A 16,136-nucleotide genomic window follows, 5' to 3' on the forward strand; every position below is an offset into this window, starting at 1 on the left:
CCTCGCCGGGCGGTTCCCCCACCGCCCGGCAAGGGCCCAGTCCACTTACCGCGAGCAGTGCCGGGAACTTCCCGTTGGGCAGTCCGCCGCCCGGGGACCACCGCAGCTTCCGCTGAGTGCATCGCCAGCGCCACACATGAACACAACCCACCCGGCAAGGTTGCACGTTGCGCCTTTCTGGAACCCGCGAAACTGGAGTGGACAATGTCCGAATCTTTGGAAGACCGAAACAAAGCTGTCGTGCGCGAAGCGTTCGACACCCTGTTCAACAAGCGTGACTACGCAAAAGCTGAGAAATTCTGGTCAGCGGACTATATCCAACACAGCGCACACATCCCCCCAGGACGTGAAGGACTGTTTGGCATGATCCACGGCCTTCCCGAAGGATTCAAGCATGAGTTGGAGACGATCATGGCAGACGGAGACACCGTATTCGTCCGGGGACGATTCTCCGGGCATGGTCTTCCATCGGCCTGGGTGGTGGTAGACACCGTTCGGATGGAAGACGGACTACTCGCAGAACATTGGGACGTCGTCGAGGACGAGGCAACCCAGGCCGCTTCAGTTAGTGGGCTACCCATGTTCGGCGACTCCTTTCCGGAGTAAATCTCCAGCCTCCACGGGTTAGAAATGCCACTGATGGGTTCCGAAGTGATTCACAGGCGCCACACGCGGAGCCGGTCCCGAGCCACGTCGAGGTCCCTGAACCGGCAAAACGGCTGGTAAGGGACCTCGGTTTGAAAATGTCCCGGCTACTTGGGCACCAATCGCTTTTGCATCGTCTCAGGATGCTCCGCATCTAACAGTGAATCGCTGCGTCGCCCCCAGCCAGGGTGGTTCATTCCCGGCAGCCCAGGACACAACGGCTTCCCCGACGGTCCCAGTCGGCCCGGCGGGCTTCCTCCTCGTCCCAGAAAAAGTTGCCGTCACGTTCAATTAACTGGCGCACCAATTTGCCAGGCACCTTATCGAGTCGGTAGGCAAACGGTTCATCAGAGGACCTGGTCCGTGAAGTCAGACCAGGTCGGAGCCTCCGCCGCCGCCAGACGTGGCGGCCCAGGATGAGGATGCCGATGGTTTCGTTGTGGTGGCCGCGCCGGAGCACGTCATCGACGAGCGCGACATAGAAATTGAGCTTCCCGGCGTATTCGGGCTGGAACTTGCCCGTCTTGAGCCCAACGACGACGTAGCCCGTTGACCGCACTATCGGCCGGCCGTTGGCGGCTCTCTCCCGCACGGAGGGCGACGGCCGACATGTCAGCTTCCATACAGGCGGACGGTGGCCGATGGCCGGCATTACCGTGTGGGTATGGAACCTGATCACAAACCCTCAGTCATCAGCCGGCTACTGGACGAGGTGTCGTGGGAGGGCAGCAACGTGAAGCGTTACCGGGACGGCGGCCGCGGCATGGAAAACCCGCTGACCGCAGAGGTTTTTCAGGGCCTGTCTAACCTCCCGCGAGACCTGTTCCTCGGCGAAGTCCTGCGTTGCGCCCATGGCGCCGACCAAACGCGACTTGCGGCCGCCAATGAGGCTGAACCTGCTGACCTCGACGTGCTGCCGGGCAGTCTCCTGCTGCCTGCCCTCAACATTGATGTCCAGCCGGACGTGTGGGTGACCGGCCCCTCGGTCCAACTTCTAGTGGAGGCCAAAGGCTTCAAAAAGGGCGCCTCGTTCAACGTCGAGCAGCTTCCCCGGGAGCTGCTCTGCCTGCAGGCGCACAGCGGCAACCGCACCCCCTTGCTCCTGCTCGTCCTGACCACTCCCCCACCCATCCGGCTCACCGGCAGCGGCCGCCACGAGGTCGACGCCGGTGTTGCAGTGGGTCTTGAGTCCCTGTGCGCCCGCGCGGGAATGACCGCCGAAGCCTATGAGGCGTTGCTGGCCTCAATTCCGTTCTGCGTCGCATGGATAACCTGGTCAGAGATCTACACCATCGTCATGCGACAGAAAAGCGCCCTATCCGGTCTCCCATCCAGCATCGCGGCATCCCTCCACCGGACGGCTGACGGCGTCACCCAGGCCATCAAATGGCACTCGGGCGGCCTGGTATCCGAATCTGTGGCGGTCGTTGATCAGCCTTTGGGTTGACGGATGAAGCCTGAAACTCGAAAGTCTGTCACTACGGGAGTCCGTGAGTCGCTGCCTGCCTTGTTGCGCCGGGTGATCAGTTGTCCTTGAGATCCTGGACGACCGAGCCGAACACGAGCCTGTCGTTGTTCGACAGTGCCTGCAGACCGTGGACAAACGCGTACATAGTGGTTCTGCAGGCAACGCCTCCGTTTGCCCGGAATGTGATCCAAAGGTACAGCAGGGTTAAGTCGCCTTTTTTCAAGCAGCTTTGGACCGTCAGCCGTATGTCTTTATCGTCCATCGCGTTCTCCTCCGATGCCCTTGTCGGCAGGTGATGCCAGCTAATGCCGGGGCAGGCCAATGGTCTGCTCCTGACTTTGTGCGGTGGCGTCCGAGCGCTCCTCTGAATGCCGATGGCGCTGGGGCTACGACGCCTCTGGCGCGGGGCATGCTTTTCGGACGCATCATGAGCTGGGATTGGCCCGTGTCCCTTCCGGTCGCCAAACAGGCCCGGTATCAATCGGGCGTGGGTCACGGTCTCCGCGCAAATCTGCCCTAGTTCCGGCGAATCGTCTGATGACTGGGGCAGTTCGGGTGCGTGGATGTGTTCGCGACAAAGTGTGCTGCGGAATTACTGGGCCAAGTAGCCTCCGTCGATCGGCAGCTCAATGCCGGTTACGAAATTGGATTCATCGCTGGCCAGATAGACGGCGGCGTGGGCGATGTCCAGAGGAACGCCGCCCCGCTGCATGGGCGTGCTCTCCACAAACCTCTGGTTAAGCCGCCGGTCCTGTGACGCCGTCATTGGAGTGTCGATCCAGCCAGGAAGGATGGCGTTGGCCCGGATATGTTCGGCGGCGTAAGTGATGGCAGCGTTCCTGGTAATGCCGAGAACTGCGGCTTTGCTTGCTTGGTAAGCGGCGAGGGCGGGTACGGCCTTTGAGCCGAACATAGAGGAAACGTTGATGATGGACCCCGCCCCGCCCTTCCGCATCGATGGGATGCAGGCCTTGATGCCCAGGTAGGTTCCCAACTGGTTGACGTTGACGATCCGGTCCCACTCTGCGCGGTCGAGCTCGTCCAAGGGCTGGAATCCGGTTGTTCCAGCGTTGTTGACGAGGATGCCGAGCGGGCCATGCTCTGTGGTTACGTCCTCGACGAGCCGGATCCAGGCCGATTCGTCGGTGACGTCCAAGTACCGTTCCGTGCCCGTGGACTCGGAGAAGGTTATGTCGGCGGCGATGGTTACGGCCCCTTGCTTGCGGAATTCGTCCACTATCCCGGCGCCGATGCCGCTTCCGCCACCGGTTACGATCGCGATTTTGTTGGCAAGCCTGCTCAAGTTGTTCTCCTTAGCTTCTAGACGGAAAGTCCGCCGTCAACGACGATTTCTGCCCCCGTAATGTAGGAGGCCCCCTCGGAGCTCAGGAAGAGGATCGCCGCTGCCACTTCCTCAGACGTCCCGAGGCGCTTCAGGAACGTTCTGGCGAGAATGCTGCGGTTGACGTCTTCACCGTTTGCCTGTGCCATTGCGGAATCGAAGAGGCCCGGGATGACACTATTCACTCGAATATCTGAAGGAGCAAGCTCGGCCGCCATCGATTTGGACATGCCGCGCACCGCCCATTTCGTAGCCGTGTAAGCCACGATCTCCGGATCCCCGGTGATCCCGGCTGTGGACGCCACATTAACAATCGAGGCGCCCTTGGCCTCTTTGAGATACGGCAGGGCAGCCCGCACACCCAACAGGGGTGCGCGCTGATTCACTTGGTACAGCAAATCGATCTCGGATACCGGAGTCAAGGCGATGGTTCCGCGCCTGTAGACGGCTGCGACGTTCACGAGCACGTCAACCCTTTTGCTTGACGCAGAAACAGCGTCGATCACCGCCTGCCAACCTTCCTCGCTGGCAACGTCGGCCACAAGGGCGGTTGCGGTGCCCCCGAGATCCTCAGCGGTCTGAAGGACAGCAGGGTTTTGGTCCACCAAGAGGACGTGAGCTCCTTCCTTGTGGAAGACGGTAGCTGTTGCCGTGCCCAAGCTGCCGGCGGCTCCCGTCACGATGACGGTCCGCTGATTCGTGTAAGCGCTCATACGAGACTCCTGTTCTTCATTGATGCCTCAGGTCTAAGGACATATTGCGCCTGGGCCAGGCCGGCGACCGCCTCCGAGGAGTAGGCGAGCTGAAAGTACTGCCCGGAAGCCCACGGAGAGGCGAGGTCTGAGTAATGCTCGGATCGAGGATCCCCTGATTGGCCAGGAGTATTAATGGCAACGGAGTTGTCCCACTCTCCGACATCGCAAATCAATCTAAGTGACGCTCCGACGGTCTGTACGCGGTTCTTGTCCCGGGCGGAAACATTCACCGTGTCTGGGCCGCCCGATTTCGGGATGGGGGGAAGCGACCACGGCGCCTCGCTGCATATCGGGTGGATGAATCGGGCGGTATGAATGTCGCCCCAGCTTTCTCCCACGTCTGGCCAATGCTTCGCCGCGGCCTCCAGGGACCTGGCAAGGATCGCGCGAAGGTCGATCGGCTCTCGTTCGAGCTGATCGAGGATCATAAGATCAACGCGGGCGTCTCCGGTGTTGTCTTCACGCCTTGTCCTCTCAATGTGTGCAGACGCTTTGTCAGGCTCCGCCACGCCCTCCAACGCCCACTGCAGCAGCAGTGGCCTCAAGTGCTCCCGGAACCAGAGCTCGAAACGGGCTGCGGCTTCGGAATCGTGATCCATCCGGCAATCCCAAGACAGCATGCTTTTAACTGCCGCCTGAGCGGCCTCGGTCAGATTCTCAGGCTGGTGTTTCCGGAGTACCTCAACGATGGTGCGTGCGGGCAGGCTGAGCACATCGTTTTGTAGTGCAGCGTTCTCCTGGATTCCCCACTGATCGGCGCCTTCAAGCTCTTCCGCGATCCTTTGGTAGCGGAAAGGGGCCAACCACTCGGTTGTGACCGGGTTCAGGCCCCAGTCATCGGGAAGATTGAACTGGTTCGCGCTGGCGAGCCACCCCGCTGGTGGATTTATCGCGCTCGGAAGTTCATGCGGATCCAGGAAGCCGTCCCATTCGTACCTGCCATCGCCAGGAACGGGAAGGGTTCCGTCCCAATTTGGCCGTCGAGGGATAAGTCCCCGCGGCGCCCAAGCGATGTTGCCCCTGTCATCCGCGACTACGTGATTGACGCTTGGGGCCGCCCAGGAGTCAACGGCCGTGAGGAACTCTTCTACCGAGTTCGCCGTAAGGTAGCGGAGACTTCCAAGGTATGGAGCGGCGCCGGGTTCCAGCCAGGCAGCCCGTAAGGCGAACGCGCGGTTCGCTTCCTTATCAACGTGGAGCACAGGCCCATGCGTTGAGAACAAGAGTTCTACCTCGATAGGTTCGCTGTCACGTATCTCGATCGTTTCCTGGACCACGTTGAACGCAGCCCAGCCTCCCTGCCACTTATACTGGCCCGCATCATCAGGATTCAGGTCATAGACGTACAGATCTTCCTGGTCGGACGGGAAGATCGTGAGGCCGAAGGCCACCTTGCCGTTATGTCCTATCGAGATACCGGGCAGGACCGGTTCACCGGCGCCGATCACGTCGAAATCCGGGCATTTCAGATGCACGAGGTAGCGCAGCGACGGGAGCGGCAACGAACGGTGCGGGTCATTCGCCAGAATCGGCCGCCCCGTGGCGGTCTTCGATCCGGAGATCACCCAGTTGTTACTCCCTTCGCTTCGGGCAGACGCCATAGCAGGAACACCGTCAATGACAACGGGAGAGGTTGCCAGCAGATAGTCCTGAAGTATTTCAGGTCCGATGGCCGAAAGGTCCAGACCCTCAGGAATCACAAGCGGCAAGGAGGGCTCACGGACCCGCCGGAGATTCTCGACTGTTTCGCCAAATGCGCGGATCGTCTCAGCCCGGTCGACTTCCTGAATCACGTTGTCGAAGAGGCCGTGGGATCGGATACGGGAGATGTCTTCAGCCTTCCACTGCAAGGGCTGATAGCCGACCTTGTGGAATTCCGGGGGCAACAGGATCGTATCCTCGGCCGCTGCACCGATAAAGGCATTCACCCCCTCGGCAAAGCATCGGAGAGCATCCACGCCGTGTTCGCCGTACGCCTTCTGCTCGGAGTCTGCGTCTTGTCGGTAGAGAAACAGGCGCGCGGCCCGATCCCGTTGCGCGAAGCCCTCACCGAATACCTCGGCCATTCGTCCGAGCCCGCGGCGGAGCCACAAGTCCATCTGGAACAACCTGTCGGCTGCATGGACCCAGCCCTGGGCCCGAAAGACGTCGCGGGATGAAGCCGCTTCAATGTGCGAGATGCCCCATGAATCAACTCGTACGGTAACCGGTGCTTCCAGTGTCGGGATTGAGTTTTTTGGAAACGAGGATGAGCTCAACGCTGTCTCCGCTTGACGAGCTGGTCGGCCGCGACGGCGAGGATGACGATGGCTCCCTTGACGATGAGCTGGGCATTGCTGTCCACAGCGAGGCTGTAGAAGATGTTGTCCAGAATGGCGAGCACGGAAAGGCCGACGGCGGTCCGCCAAAGCTTTCCTTCGCCGCCAACCAGGGACGTGCCACCAATCACAACAATGGCGATGGCATCCAATGCGACGCTGGCGCCCATGGAGCCTTGTCCGGCACCTTGCTGGGAGGCTGTCAGAACGCCTGCAAGGGCAGCCAGGAAACCGCTGATGACATACGTCGAGCCCTGCACGAGGTTGGTATGGATTCCGGAGAGCCTGGCAGCTTCCTTGCTGCCGCCGATTGCGTAGATACTTCGGCCGAAACTTGTGAAGTTCAACGCGAGAACGCCCGCGGCGAACGTCAGGACCAGCACGATGATGGTGTTTGGGACGCCAAGGGTTGCCCCTGTACCTAGCCACTGAAAATCGTCGTTGGTATCGCTGAAGGCTGTTGAGTTGGTAAAGAACAGCACCCCGCCGGAGTACAGGGATGACGTGCCAAGTGTGGTGATGAAGGGGTTGACCTTGAGAACCGTGACGCAAAAGGCGTTGATGGCTCCAAGCACGATGCCTGCGCCCAGTGCGAGAAGGATTGCCGAAGTTACGCCGATCTGAGGCGACAGTGCAGCCGCGATAGTTGCCGCCGCCGCGAAAACGGCACCGACGGACAGATCGAAACCGCCGGCGATGATCACCAACGTCATCCCTACCGCGACGACTCCCAAGGGGGCGTACTGGGTGATGACGATCTGCAGATTCCCAGGATCCAGGAACCCTGGGTATATCACCGTCGCAGCGATGACGAGCACAACCAAAACCCCCAGCATCGAGTATTCGAGGATGCGCTCGGGGGAGAACCACCCGCGTTTGGAGACCGTGGGGTTAGAGGTATCGGGGGCTATTGTCTTGCTGCCGCTCATGATGTTCCTTTGACGCCGAAGGCGACGTGGAGAATGTCGCCAGGAGTTGGAGATTGGGTGTGGAGGTCGATTTCGGCCACGGCCCGACCTTCACTCATTACGATTACGCGGTCGCTGATCTCGAGGACTTCCTCGATCTCTGCACTGGTTACAATGACCGCTTTACCTTGGTTGGCCGCTTCCCGGATCGCATCGAGAACGTCTGCCTTGGCTCCGACATCAATGCCACGGGTCGGCTCATCGACCAGGAGGACGTCCGGATCCCGAAAAAGCCATTTCGCGACCGCGACCTTTTGTTGATTGCCGCCGCTGAGCCACCCAACCGGGTAGGATCCCACCTCGCGGCTCAGCGCGAGGTCGGTCAGCAGCTTCCTGGCCACCGCCAACTGCTCCTTTGGCCGGACGATCCCGAAGCGCGACACGTCGCCAAGCCGGGCGAGAGTGACGTTGTCCGGCAGCGACATCTGAAGGTGTAAGCCCTCTGTCTTGCGTTCCTCGGGAATGAGCCCAATGCCCAGGCGCAGCCCGGCACGCACGCGCCGGGGCCACCTTACCGCCTGCCCGCGAATGCGCAGCGACCCCGAACTGGCCGGTTCCGCTCCAGCCAAAGACCGCAGGAGACTGGATCTGCCGGAGCCCACCAACCCGGCAAGGCCTACGACTTCACCGGCACGCACTGTTAGGGACACCCCGCTGATGGCGCCGGGCAGTCCGACATCGGTAGCCTCAAGAATGATGTCTCCGACATTGGCCCCCCGCTGGGGTTCCCTTTCGGCGGCGCGCACACCTGTCATCGCTTCAACTAAGGCCGGCCGGGTCCACGACGACACTGGCCCTTCGGCCGTCGTGCGGCCATTTGTCATGACCGTGATGTGATCGCTGACTTCCAGGACCTCACCGAGGTTGTGGGTGACAAGCACCATGGTGATGCCGCGCCGCTTCAGTTCCCGGACGAGGTCCAGAAAATGGCGGCGTTCACGTTCGGAGAGCGCAGCCGTTGGCTCGTCGAAAAGAATAATCCGCGAACCAGACTGGACGGCCCTGAGGATCTCAAGGATTTGGGCCTTTGCAACGGTAAGGCCGCGGGCGGGTTCGTGGGGGTCATAGGTGACGCCGAAGTCGTCACAGAGATCCTTGAACCGCTTGACCATCTCGCGCTTTTTCAACCAACCACCGGATGTCAGGTCTTGACCGAGAAAGACATTCTCCACTGCTGTCATAGCGGGGAGCACCGTCAACTCCTGGTACACGGCGGCAAGTCCGGCGCGACGGGCCTCGACAGGGCTGCCCGTTTTAAGGTCATGCCCCAGCACGGATACATGGCCAGAGCTCGGAGCAGTGCGGCCGCTCATGATGCCCAGCAACGTGGACTTGCCAGCGCCGTTGGCTCCGACCAGAGAGTGGACGGTACCTTCTTCGACAGTGATACTCACATCCGAGACGACCGTGGACGGCCCATAACGTTTGCTGACGTCGGTGCACACAATGGCTTGACTCATCAAATTTCCTCTAACAAAGGGGTGAAGGTGGCGTGGCCCGTCGAAGCAGGCCGGGCCAGGTGCTTCTAGTACTCGGGGGTCCACGACGCGACGTTGCCCTTGGTGATCAACGGTGCACCGGGGAACGTGAGTGTATCCAGCGGGTTGGTGTTCTTCGGGACGTCCTTGCCCTTGATCTTGTCGACCAGAAGCTGAATCGACAGCTTAATGTCCGTGTAGGGCATGCCAGGAAGCGCCGCCTTGATCGTTCCGGCCTGGATCTGTTCCTTCGTCCAGTTATCACCGTTGCTGTCGTACACCAGGACACCGTCCTGCTTGCCGGCCTGTTTCACCGCCTGCACGACGCCGCGGGTCATGCCGGAATAATTGCTGGCGATCGCTTTCAGCCCGTTGTTGGCGTTGAGGAAGGTCTGCGATGCCTTGAAGGCGGCGTCCGTGGAGTAGTCGGTATTTTCGACCGCCGCCAGAGTGAACTTAGGATTCTTGGCAAATCCCTCCTTGACCGCCGCGGTGGTCGTGTCAGTCACAAAGTCCAGAGGCGGTCCGGTGATGAGGGAGACAGGTCCTGGTTCGGTGTTGGCGAGGATATGTGCGGCCCACTTGCTGTATCCGTCGCTGTTTTGCTCGCCCACGAAGCCCGCCGTGCCCTCGGTGTACCCGCCGTCACCGCAGATAGCGGTAATGGCGATAATGATGGGGATGCCGCCGTTGGCTGCCTTCTTTATTCCGTTGCACTGGTCGGACGGCGAGATGGCGTTCACAACCCAGCCGTCGTAGGTCTTGCGTTGCTGGGCTAGCTGGAAGGCGGTGTTTTGGTCTTGTGTCTTCCAGTTGCTGGTGATGACGGTTACGTTCACTCCAAGCTCGTCGCCGACCTGCTTTGCGGCCTTTTCTTCCGCTTGAAGGTAGGCATTGCTGTTCGCAGGGATGAAGACGCCGATATTCAGCTTCTTCTCGCCTCCGGCGGAGGAACCGGGAGTAGTTCCGCCACCACAGGCCGCAAGAGGCAGCGTCAGGGACAGGGCAGCCAGGGCCGTACCAAAAATCCGGTGTTTCAACTTCATGGTCAATTTTCCTTGCATTGAGGGTTGTACGTTTAGTCGGTCCAGTGAGGAAGAAGGGCACTCAGATTGGTGAACCACACACCTTCGAGTCCTGCGACGTAGTCGAGAAGCTCTTCGAACATCAACAAGTTGTGCGGCCGTCCGATGGCCTGCGGATGAACGGTTATTGACACCAGACCATTGGGAACGCGGGTGTAGGCGAAATCGATGTGCGCTTTCCACCGTTCGTAGATCGCTCGGGGCGACTCGAAACCGGTGCTGACGCCGGGAATGTGTTCAGTAGCCGGCCAGTCGTCCAGGTACCAGGAAACGGGGAATTCAAGAAGATGGCTGGGGTCCCCGAACGAGTTGCCGTTCTCGTAGTCCAGAATGACGGGGCGGGGCCGGTACGGCTCAAAGTCACGACCCATGAGGGATGAGTCCCATTCAAAGCCGAATTCCTCCAGCAGGCCCAGGGTCTGGTCCGTGAAGTCCCATGCCGGGGAGCGGTAGCCGCGGGGAGCCTTGCCCACTATTTGTTCGTGCTGCTTGATTTGCAGGGCAAGCAACCGCCGCTCCTCGTCCGGGGTTATTTTCATGATGGGCTCATGCCAGCACCCGTGGGCGGAGATCTCATGACCGCTCTCAAGCACGCTCTCGAACGCCTGTGGGAACGTGGACATGGTGTGCGTCGGCGTGAAGAAGTTTCCTATAACGCCCTGCGCGCGCAGGGCCTCCAGTACACGCGGGAGTCCCACGAGCGCGTCGTACTCGCCCCGCGACAGGAACCCGGGGCTGGTTTGCCCAAACGTTCCCATCCACGTCGCGTGCGCATCGAAATCCACTCCAATGTTCACTGCCAGACGCTTGCCGTCGGGGAGTAGTAGTGCCATCTTTGCCGCCTTCGCTTCTTGCCTACGCGCCCAGACCACATATGGGTTTGTGTTCTGTGGATCGCCATGGGATGTGGGATAAGACGCAAGTGATGTGCGTCGCATATCCGGGTAGGTTCAACCTTTCCACCCTCTGGATCATTCTGTCGAATGACAAAATAGCGCCATCGGTATAACCTCAAGGAATGGACAGACGGGACCTTGAATGTTTTCGGACGGTCGCGAGGACCGGATCTGTCAGTGCTGCCGCCGCGAAACTGCACGTGACCCAGCCAGCCGTATCGAAGCAGATAAGCCGACTCGAAGGGGAGCTTTCCCTAAGGCTGTTTCGACGGACTCCCAACGGAATGGCACTTACGGCGGCAGGCGCAACTCTTCTCAATTTCGGCGGCGAACTGTTGACGCGGTTTCAGCAAACCGAGGACATCATGCGATCCCGTTACTTGGGCATCCCGTCTTTCCGTGTCGGCTGCCCTCACGCGACCGCAGAAGGCGTGCTCACGCCGTTTATGGCCGGAACTGATGCGCCAATCGTTGACCTGCATATCGTCCCGGCCGGCGAAGTCGACCAGCTGCTCGATCAGGACGTTGACCTCGCGGTCAGTTCGCTAGCTCCTCCGCCACATCGGCACCAGCTAGCAGTGGCGAGAATCCCGGTCATGATCCAGTGCCGGGAACCCGCGCAGGGTCTCTTCGGTGACGCTGCTCGCGGTGATTTGGAGGCCTTGGCGGAGAAGGAGGTCATGGTCCCACGAAGCGGAGTGCGGGCGGCGGTGTCTGAAGCCACGATGGGCTTTGATCCTCCGATACTCATCCGTGAGCTGTCCACCGGATCTGTCGCGCAGGCTGTGGCTGCGAGCACCGACGGCTACGCGCTTGTTACCGAAGCTCAGCGCTTTGGGCTCCGTGCCATTCCTGCCTACGCGGGTGGGGAGCCAGTGACGATCACACTGTACGCATCATGGGATGTCCACCACTTCGCCTCCGCGGAGCTGCGGCTTGTAGCGCTGGCGCTGCGTAGATGGCTGTCCGAGAACCCCCCATGGCCGTCATTTGAAGCGCCGGCCGCACACATGTCCTGAAGAGCGAACGGGAAAGGTCCTTCGCCCAATGAGCACAGCCGTTCCCTGACTTCGTAAAAGGCCTTACGAACAATCGCCGGAAACAACCGGCGGGAGACGTAACCTAAGGTCAGAGACCTACCAAAGGAGACCCTTAGTGCTACCGGCAGCCCGTCGCGCCCGACTACTTTCTGAACTTAACGGCTCCGGCGTCCTGTCCACCGACGAAATCGCCGAACGCCTGGGTGTTTCCGGCGAAACCACCCGTCGCGACATTGCCCTCCTGGAACGCAACGGCCAGTTGGTGCGGGTGCATGGCGGTGCCATGAGCCTGGCCGACGCATCACACGTCAAAACCGAAGAACCCTTCGACATCCGGCTAGATGAACAACGGGAAGCCAAGGCCCGCATCGGCGCTGCGGCGGCCGCATTGGTGAAGAACGGTGACATCGTGGCCATCGATGTCGGGACAACTTCTTTGCAGATCGCCAAAGCCCTGCCCAAGGACTTCCGAGGCGTCGTGGCGACGCCATGCCTCTTAGTGGCTGCTGAATTGGCCGGGCGGCCGGGCCTCGATGTCCTGCTTTCAGGAGGATGGGTCCGCGGAGGAGACCTGGCGTGCTCCAACGCCCAGGCCGTGGAATTTTTCAGAAAGCTGAACACGGATGTTGCGTTCCTGTCATCCGGCGGAGTGACCGTCCGCGAAGGCCTGACGGATTTCTACCGGGATGAAACGGCCACGCGGCAGGAGATGCTGCGTAACAGCAGCCGGGCGTACATCGTCGCAGACTCAAGCAAGGTGGGGAAAGTAGCCCCCTACCATGTCTGCGACATCACTGACGTCACCGGTGTCATCACCGACAGCGCTCCTCCGGATCCATTGGTCCACGAGCTGGACCGCCGCGGCGTCCAGCTTATCCTCGCAACCGGCTAGCCGCCGGAGTACAGCGCCCTGCAGGTGGCCTCAAGCCCCCGGAGGGCGCTTGGCGTTTAACGGAAGACGTATTGTGACGGATCCCACATGAGCACTTGACGCTCGCCACAATTCGTTCCATACTTTTCCTCAAGAATCCTCAACAATCCACACATCTGGTCAACTATGCACAAACAGACGTGGTTGAGGCCCTAAACGCACATTCGGAGGCACGATTCGCGCTGAAGACGGCGTTCCCAGCGCAAGCTGATCCCATGACCAAGAACATCAGGGAGCCCCCGAGGAGATCCCCATGCAGAACAATCCACTGAACGGCACGCAGGCTAGCGCCTCCGCTGCGGATCAGGGCAGCAACGTCGCTGACTTTGGCTACAAGCAGGAAATGAAGCGCGGCACCGGCCGATTCGCCTCGTTTGCCGTGGCGTTCGCCTTCGTATCTATCGCGACCGGCATATTCACCACGTACGGCGCGGTACTGAACAGCTCCGGACCCGCTGGCATCTGGACCTGGCCGATCGTTACCATCGGACAACTCATGGTGGCCTTTATCTTTGGTTCCCTGGCCGCCCGTATCCCCGTGACGGGGTACTCCTATCAGTGGATGTCCAGGCTGGCCAACCCGGTCCTCGGCTGGATCATGGGATGGATGTCCTTCACCTTCCTGGCCATCGTTGTCGTGGCGGTCGACTACACCATCGCTTCCACCGTTCTGCCTGTACTCCTCGGATACACAGGAACCCCGGCCAACGCCTGGCTCATCACGGCGATTGTCATCCTGCTCCAAGCACTGCTGGTTGCGTTTTCCACCAAGTGGACCGAGCGCGTCAACAACTGGGCGGTTTCTGCCGAACTGATCGGCATGGTTTTGCTTGTTGTCCTGCTGTTCGTTGTTGGTTTCGCTGCCAAGGAGCTCAACGTCGGCAACCTCTTTTCTACAGGCGCCATCCCCGCCGATGGTTACATGGGCTTCGGCACACTGACCGAGGTGGGCCCGTGGATGATGGGCACGCTGCTGGGCGCCTTCACGATGGTCGGCTTTGAATCAGCGGCCAACCTGGCGGAGGAAACCAAGGAACCGGCCCGCGTCGTACCCCGCGCAATGGCCCAGGCCGTCATCGCCTCGGGAACCCTCGGCTTCCTGTTCCTGATCGCCATCACCATGCTCGCAGGAGACCCCGCTTCGTTGGCCGAATCAGGAACCCCCGTGGCCGACGTCATCAACCGCGTGCTGGGTCCCGTCATCGGCACCGCACTGCTGGTCATGGTCGTCGTCGCCATCTTTGCCTGCGGAATGGTCATTCTGATGACGGCGGTCCGTCTGGTCTGGGCCATGTCCCGCGATGACCGATTCCCAGGGCATGCACAGTGGCGCAAGGTTTCACCCCGCCACGGAACGCCCACTTCGGCAACCTGGCTGATGTTCACCCTCGCCGAGCTCATCCTGGCCGTCTTCGCCCTGCAGACCGACACCCTTTTCAGCCTTTTCGCCGCGGCAACATTGCTGCCGGCCGTCATTTACGCCGCCACCGTTCTTCTCTACATCGTCAAACGCAAAAGCCTGCCGCCCAGCCGAGGATTCACCCTTGGACGCTTCGAGCTGCCGGTCATCATTCTGGCCTCCACCTGGCTGGTATTCGTCCTCTCGATATTCCGAGATGCATCCTTCACAGGTTCATGGATCTACGTCGCATTGATGGTCGGACTGGGAGCCATCTACCTGATCTTCCTCCTCATCAAGCGCGGAGGACCCGCGGGGCTGGCCATGCCGGACATGCACTCAATAGACGCAGAATTGGACGCAGACGCCAAACACACAGAAGGGAACCGGGCATGACCACCGTTCTTGCCATCGACCAAGGAACATCGGGAACCAAAGCTGCCGTTGTGGACGGTGACGGAAAAATCCTCGGACTAGCTGAGCGCAGGGTCCGCCCCAGCTACCTTCCCGGTGGCGGCGTGGAACAGGCCCCCCAGGAATTGCTGGACTCCGTCCTCGAGGCCGGACGGGCAGCAGTTGCCCAGTCCAACGCCCTCATCGACATCGTCACCCTGGCCAACCAGGGCGAAACCGTCCTCGCCTGGGATCCCGCCACTGGAAAGCCTTTGTCGAACATGATCGTGTGGCAGGACCGCAGGGCGGAGAGCATCTGCACGGAACTTGCTGAGCACCGGGACGACGTGGCCCGCCGCACGGGGCTTGTTCTGGATCCCTACTTCTCGGCGCCCAAACAGGCCTGGATCCGCCGGAACGTCACCCGGGAGGGCGTCGTGACGACATCGGACAGTTGGCTCATTCACCAGCTCACCGGCGAATTCGTCACCGACGTTTCCACAGCCAGCAGGTCACTCACAACCGACCTGGACTCCACAAACTGGGATCCGGAACTACTGGCAATCTTTGGTCTGGAGGACGAACGGCTCCCCCGAATCCTCAAATCCGACGAAATAGCCGGAGCCACCACAGCTTTCGGTGGCGTCATGGCTGTCGGCGGGCTGATCGTCGACCAGCAGGCAGCACTGCTCGCTGAGGGATGCCTGCGCCCCGGCGAAGCCAAATGCACCTTCGGCACCGGCGCGTTCCTGCTGGCCAACACCGGCACAACCGCCGCGCGCTCCTCTGCCGGTCTGACGGCCTCTGTCGCGTGGAACGTCCAAGACAAAGCATCGTATTGTTTCGACGGACAGATCTACACCGCAGCGTCAGCCGTCCGCTGGCTGCAGCAGCTCGGCTTCATCAACGAAGCCTCCGAACTGGACACCGTGTCAGCATCCAGCTCCGAAGGGGTCCTCAGCGTCCCGGCGCTGGCTGGACTGGGCGCCCCCTGGTGGCGGCCGGACGCTAAGGCCACCTTCTCGGGTATGACTCTCTCCACCGGCCGCGAGCACATGGTGCTTTCCGTTCTGGAAGGAATCGCCGCCCAGGTCGCCGAACTTGGGGACCTCATCGCGACCGACATCGGCCGACCGCTTCAAAGGCTGAGCGTCGATGGCGGACTGACCCAGAGCAAAGTGCTCATGCAGTCGGTCGCCAATCTCATGCAGATGGAAATCGCCGTCTATCCCTCCCAGCATGCCACTCCCCTCGGGGCTGCTGCCCTGGCCAGGGTTGCCGCTGAGCCTTCCAGGAGCTTGGAGGACGCGGTCATCCCGTGGCAACCCAGCACCGTCTATGAACCAAGGTGGTCCGCCGACGAGGCGGCCGAATTCCGGGCGCTCTGGCGCGCCGCTGCCGAATCCGCTCATTAAGCA

14 protein-coding genes and 1 pseudogene are annotated in these 16,136 nt (G+C 60.9%); 6 read left to right on the forward strand and 9 right to left on the reverse strand.

Annotation, left to right across the window (positions count from 1 at the left end; genetic code table 11):
- Nucleotides 1–204: 204 nt before the first annotated feature.
- Nucleotides 205–606: a nuclear transport factor 2 family protein gene (locus ACFRJ8_RS19235; RefSeq protein WP_377987977.1), complete on the forward strand. Its 402-nt coding sequence runs from the start codon at nt 205–207 to the stop codon at nt 604–606.
- 447 nt (nt 607–1,053) lie between these two features.
- On the opposite strand, the pseudogene ACFRJ8_RS19240 reads toward ACFRJ8_RS19235, so the two are convergent.
- Nucleotides 1,054–1,189 (reverse strand): annotated as a pseudogene (locus ACFRJ8_RS19240) (PDDEXK nuclease domain-containing protein); the annotation flags it as partial.
- Nucleotides 1,190–1,309: 120 nt separating this feature from the next.
- Here ACFRJ8_RS19240 and ACFRJ8_RS19245 point away from each other — a divergent pair.
- Nucleotides 1,310–2,092 carry a hypothetical protein gene (locus ACFRJ8_RS19245; protein ID WP_377987978.1) on the forward strand — a complete coding sequence of 261 codons (783 nt, stop codon included), beginning with the start codon at nt 1,310–1,312 and terminating at the stop codon, nt 2,090–2,092.
- 76 nt (nt 2,093–2,168) lie between these two features.
- Here ACFRJ8_RS19245 and ACFRJ8_RS19250 read toward each other — a convergent pair whose 3' ends face one another.
- The 8 genes from ACFRJ8_RS19250 to ACFRJ8_RS19285 form a co-directional block, all read right to left on the reverse strand.
- Complete coding sequence (locus ACFRJ8_RS19250) at nt 2,169–2,375, reverse strand: hypothetical protein (RefSeq protein ID WP_377987979.1); 207 nt, start codon at nt 2,373–2,375, stop codon at nt 2,169–2,171.
- Nucleotides 2,376–2,705: 330 nt separating this feature from the next.
- Complete coding sequence (locus ACFRJ8_RS19255) at nt 2,706–3,416, reverse strand: SDR family NAD(P)-dependent oxidoreductase (protein WP_377987980.1); 711 nt, start codon at nt 3,414–3,416, stop codon at nt 2,706–2,708.
- A 17-nt stretch (nt 3,417–3,433) separates the two neighbouring features.
- Nucleotides 3,434–4,168, reverse strand: a complete 735-nt coding sequence (locus ACFRJ8_RS19260; protein WP_377987981.1) for an SDR family NAD(P)-dependent oxidoreductase — start codon at nt 4,166–4,168, stop codon at nt 3,434–3,436.
- Nucleotides 4,165–6,468: a penicillin acylase family protein gene (locus ACFRJ8_RS19265; RefSeq protein WP_377987982.1), complete on the reverse strand. Its 2,304-nt coding sequence runs from the start codon at nt 6,466–6,468 to the stop codon at nt 4,165–4,167. Before ACFRJ8_RS19265 ends, ACFRJ8_RS19260 begins: the two co-directional genes overlap by 4 nt.
- Nucleotides 6,465–7,457 carry an ABC transporter permease gene (locus ACFRJ8_RS19270; RefSeq protein ID WP_377987983.1) on the reverse strand — a complete coding sequence of 331 codons (993 nt, stop codon included), beginning with the start codon at nt 7,455–7,457 and terminating at the stop codon, nt 6,465–6,467. Before ACFRJ8_RS19270 ends, ACFRJ8_RS19265 begins: the two co-directional genes overlap by 4 nt.
- The gene (locus ACFRJ8_RS19275) at nt 7,454–8,956 is read right to left on the reverse strand and encodes a sugar ABC transporter ATP-binding protein (protein WP_377987984.1); all 1,503 of its coding nucleotides are present in this window, start codon (nt 8,954–8,956) and stop codon (nt 7,454–7,456) included. The genes ACFRJ8_RS19270 and ACFRJ8_RS19275 overlap by 4 nt, the downstream gene beginning before the upstream one ends.
- 65 nt (nt 8,957–9,021) lie before the next feature.
- On the reverse strand, nt 9,022–10,020 hold the full coding sequence (locus ACFRJ8_RS19280) for a sugar ABC transporter substrate-binding protein (protein ID WP_377988112.1): 999 nt from the start codon (nt 10,018–10,020) through the stop codon (nt 9,022–9,024).
- A 32-nt stretch (nt 10,021–10,052) separates the two neighbouring features.
- Nucleotides 10,053–10,892 carry a polysaccharide deacetylase gene (locus ACFRJ8_RS19285; RefSeq protein WP_377987985.1) on the reverse strand — a complete coding sequence of 280 codons (840 nt, stop codon included), beginning with the start codon at nt 10,890–10,892 and terminating at the stop codon, nt 10,053–10,055.
- Nucleotides 10,893–11,077: 185 nt separating this feature from the next.
- Here ACFRJ8_RS19285 and ACFRJ8_RS19290 point away from each other — a divergent pair, with 185 nt between their 5' ends.
- From ACFRJ8_RS19290 to ACFRJ8_RS19305, 4 genes are all read left to right on the forward strand, one after another.
- Nucleotides 11,078–11,974: a LysR family transcriptional regulator gene (locus ACFRJ8_RS19290; RefSeq protein WP_377987986.1), complete on the forward strand. Its 897-nt coding sequence runs from the start codon at nt 11,078–11,080 to the stop codon at nt 11,972–11,974.
- Nucleotides 11,975–12,110: 136 nt separating this feature from the next.
- Nucleotides 12,111–12,887, forward strand: coding sequence for a DeoR/GlpR family DNA-binding transcription regulator (locus ACFRJ8_RS19295; protein ID WP_377987987.1), 777 nt, complete (start codon nt 12,111–12,113; stop codon nt 12,885–12,887).
- 292 nt (nt 12,888–13,179) lie between these two features.
- Nucleotides 13,180–14,721: an amino acid permease gene (locus ACFRJ8_RS19300; RefSeq protein WP_377987988.1), complete on the forward strand. Its 1,542-nt coding sequence runs from the start codon at nt 13,180–13,182 to the stop codon at nt 14,719–14,721.
- Nucleotides 14,718–16,133 (forward strand): FGGY family carbohydrate kinase, encoded by a 1,416-nt coding sequence (locus ACFRJ8_RS19305; protein WP_377987989.1) that lies wholly within the window; start codon nt 14,718–14,720, stop codon nt 16,131–16,133. The genes ACFRJ8_RS19300 and ACFRJ8_RS19305 overlap by 4 nt, the downstream gene beginning before the upstream one ends.
- Nucleotides 16,134–16,136 lie beyond the last annotated feature (3 nt).

Origin of the sequence: Arthrobacter sp. NPDC056886 (genome assembly GCF_042788715.1) — a bacterium.
In the GTDB taxonomy this organism is placed as follows: Bacteria; Actinomycetota; Actinomycetes; order Actinomycetales; family Micrococcaceae; genus Arthrobacter.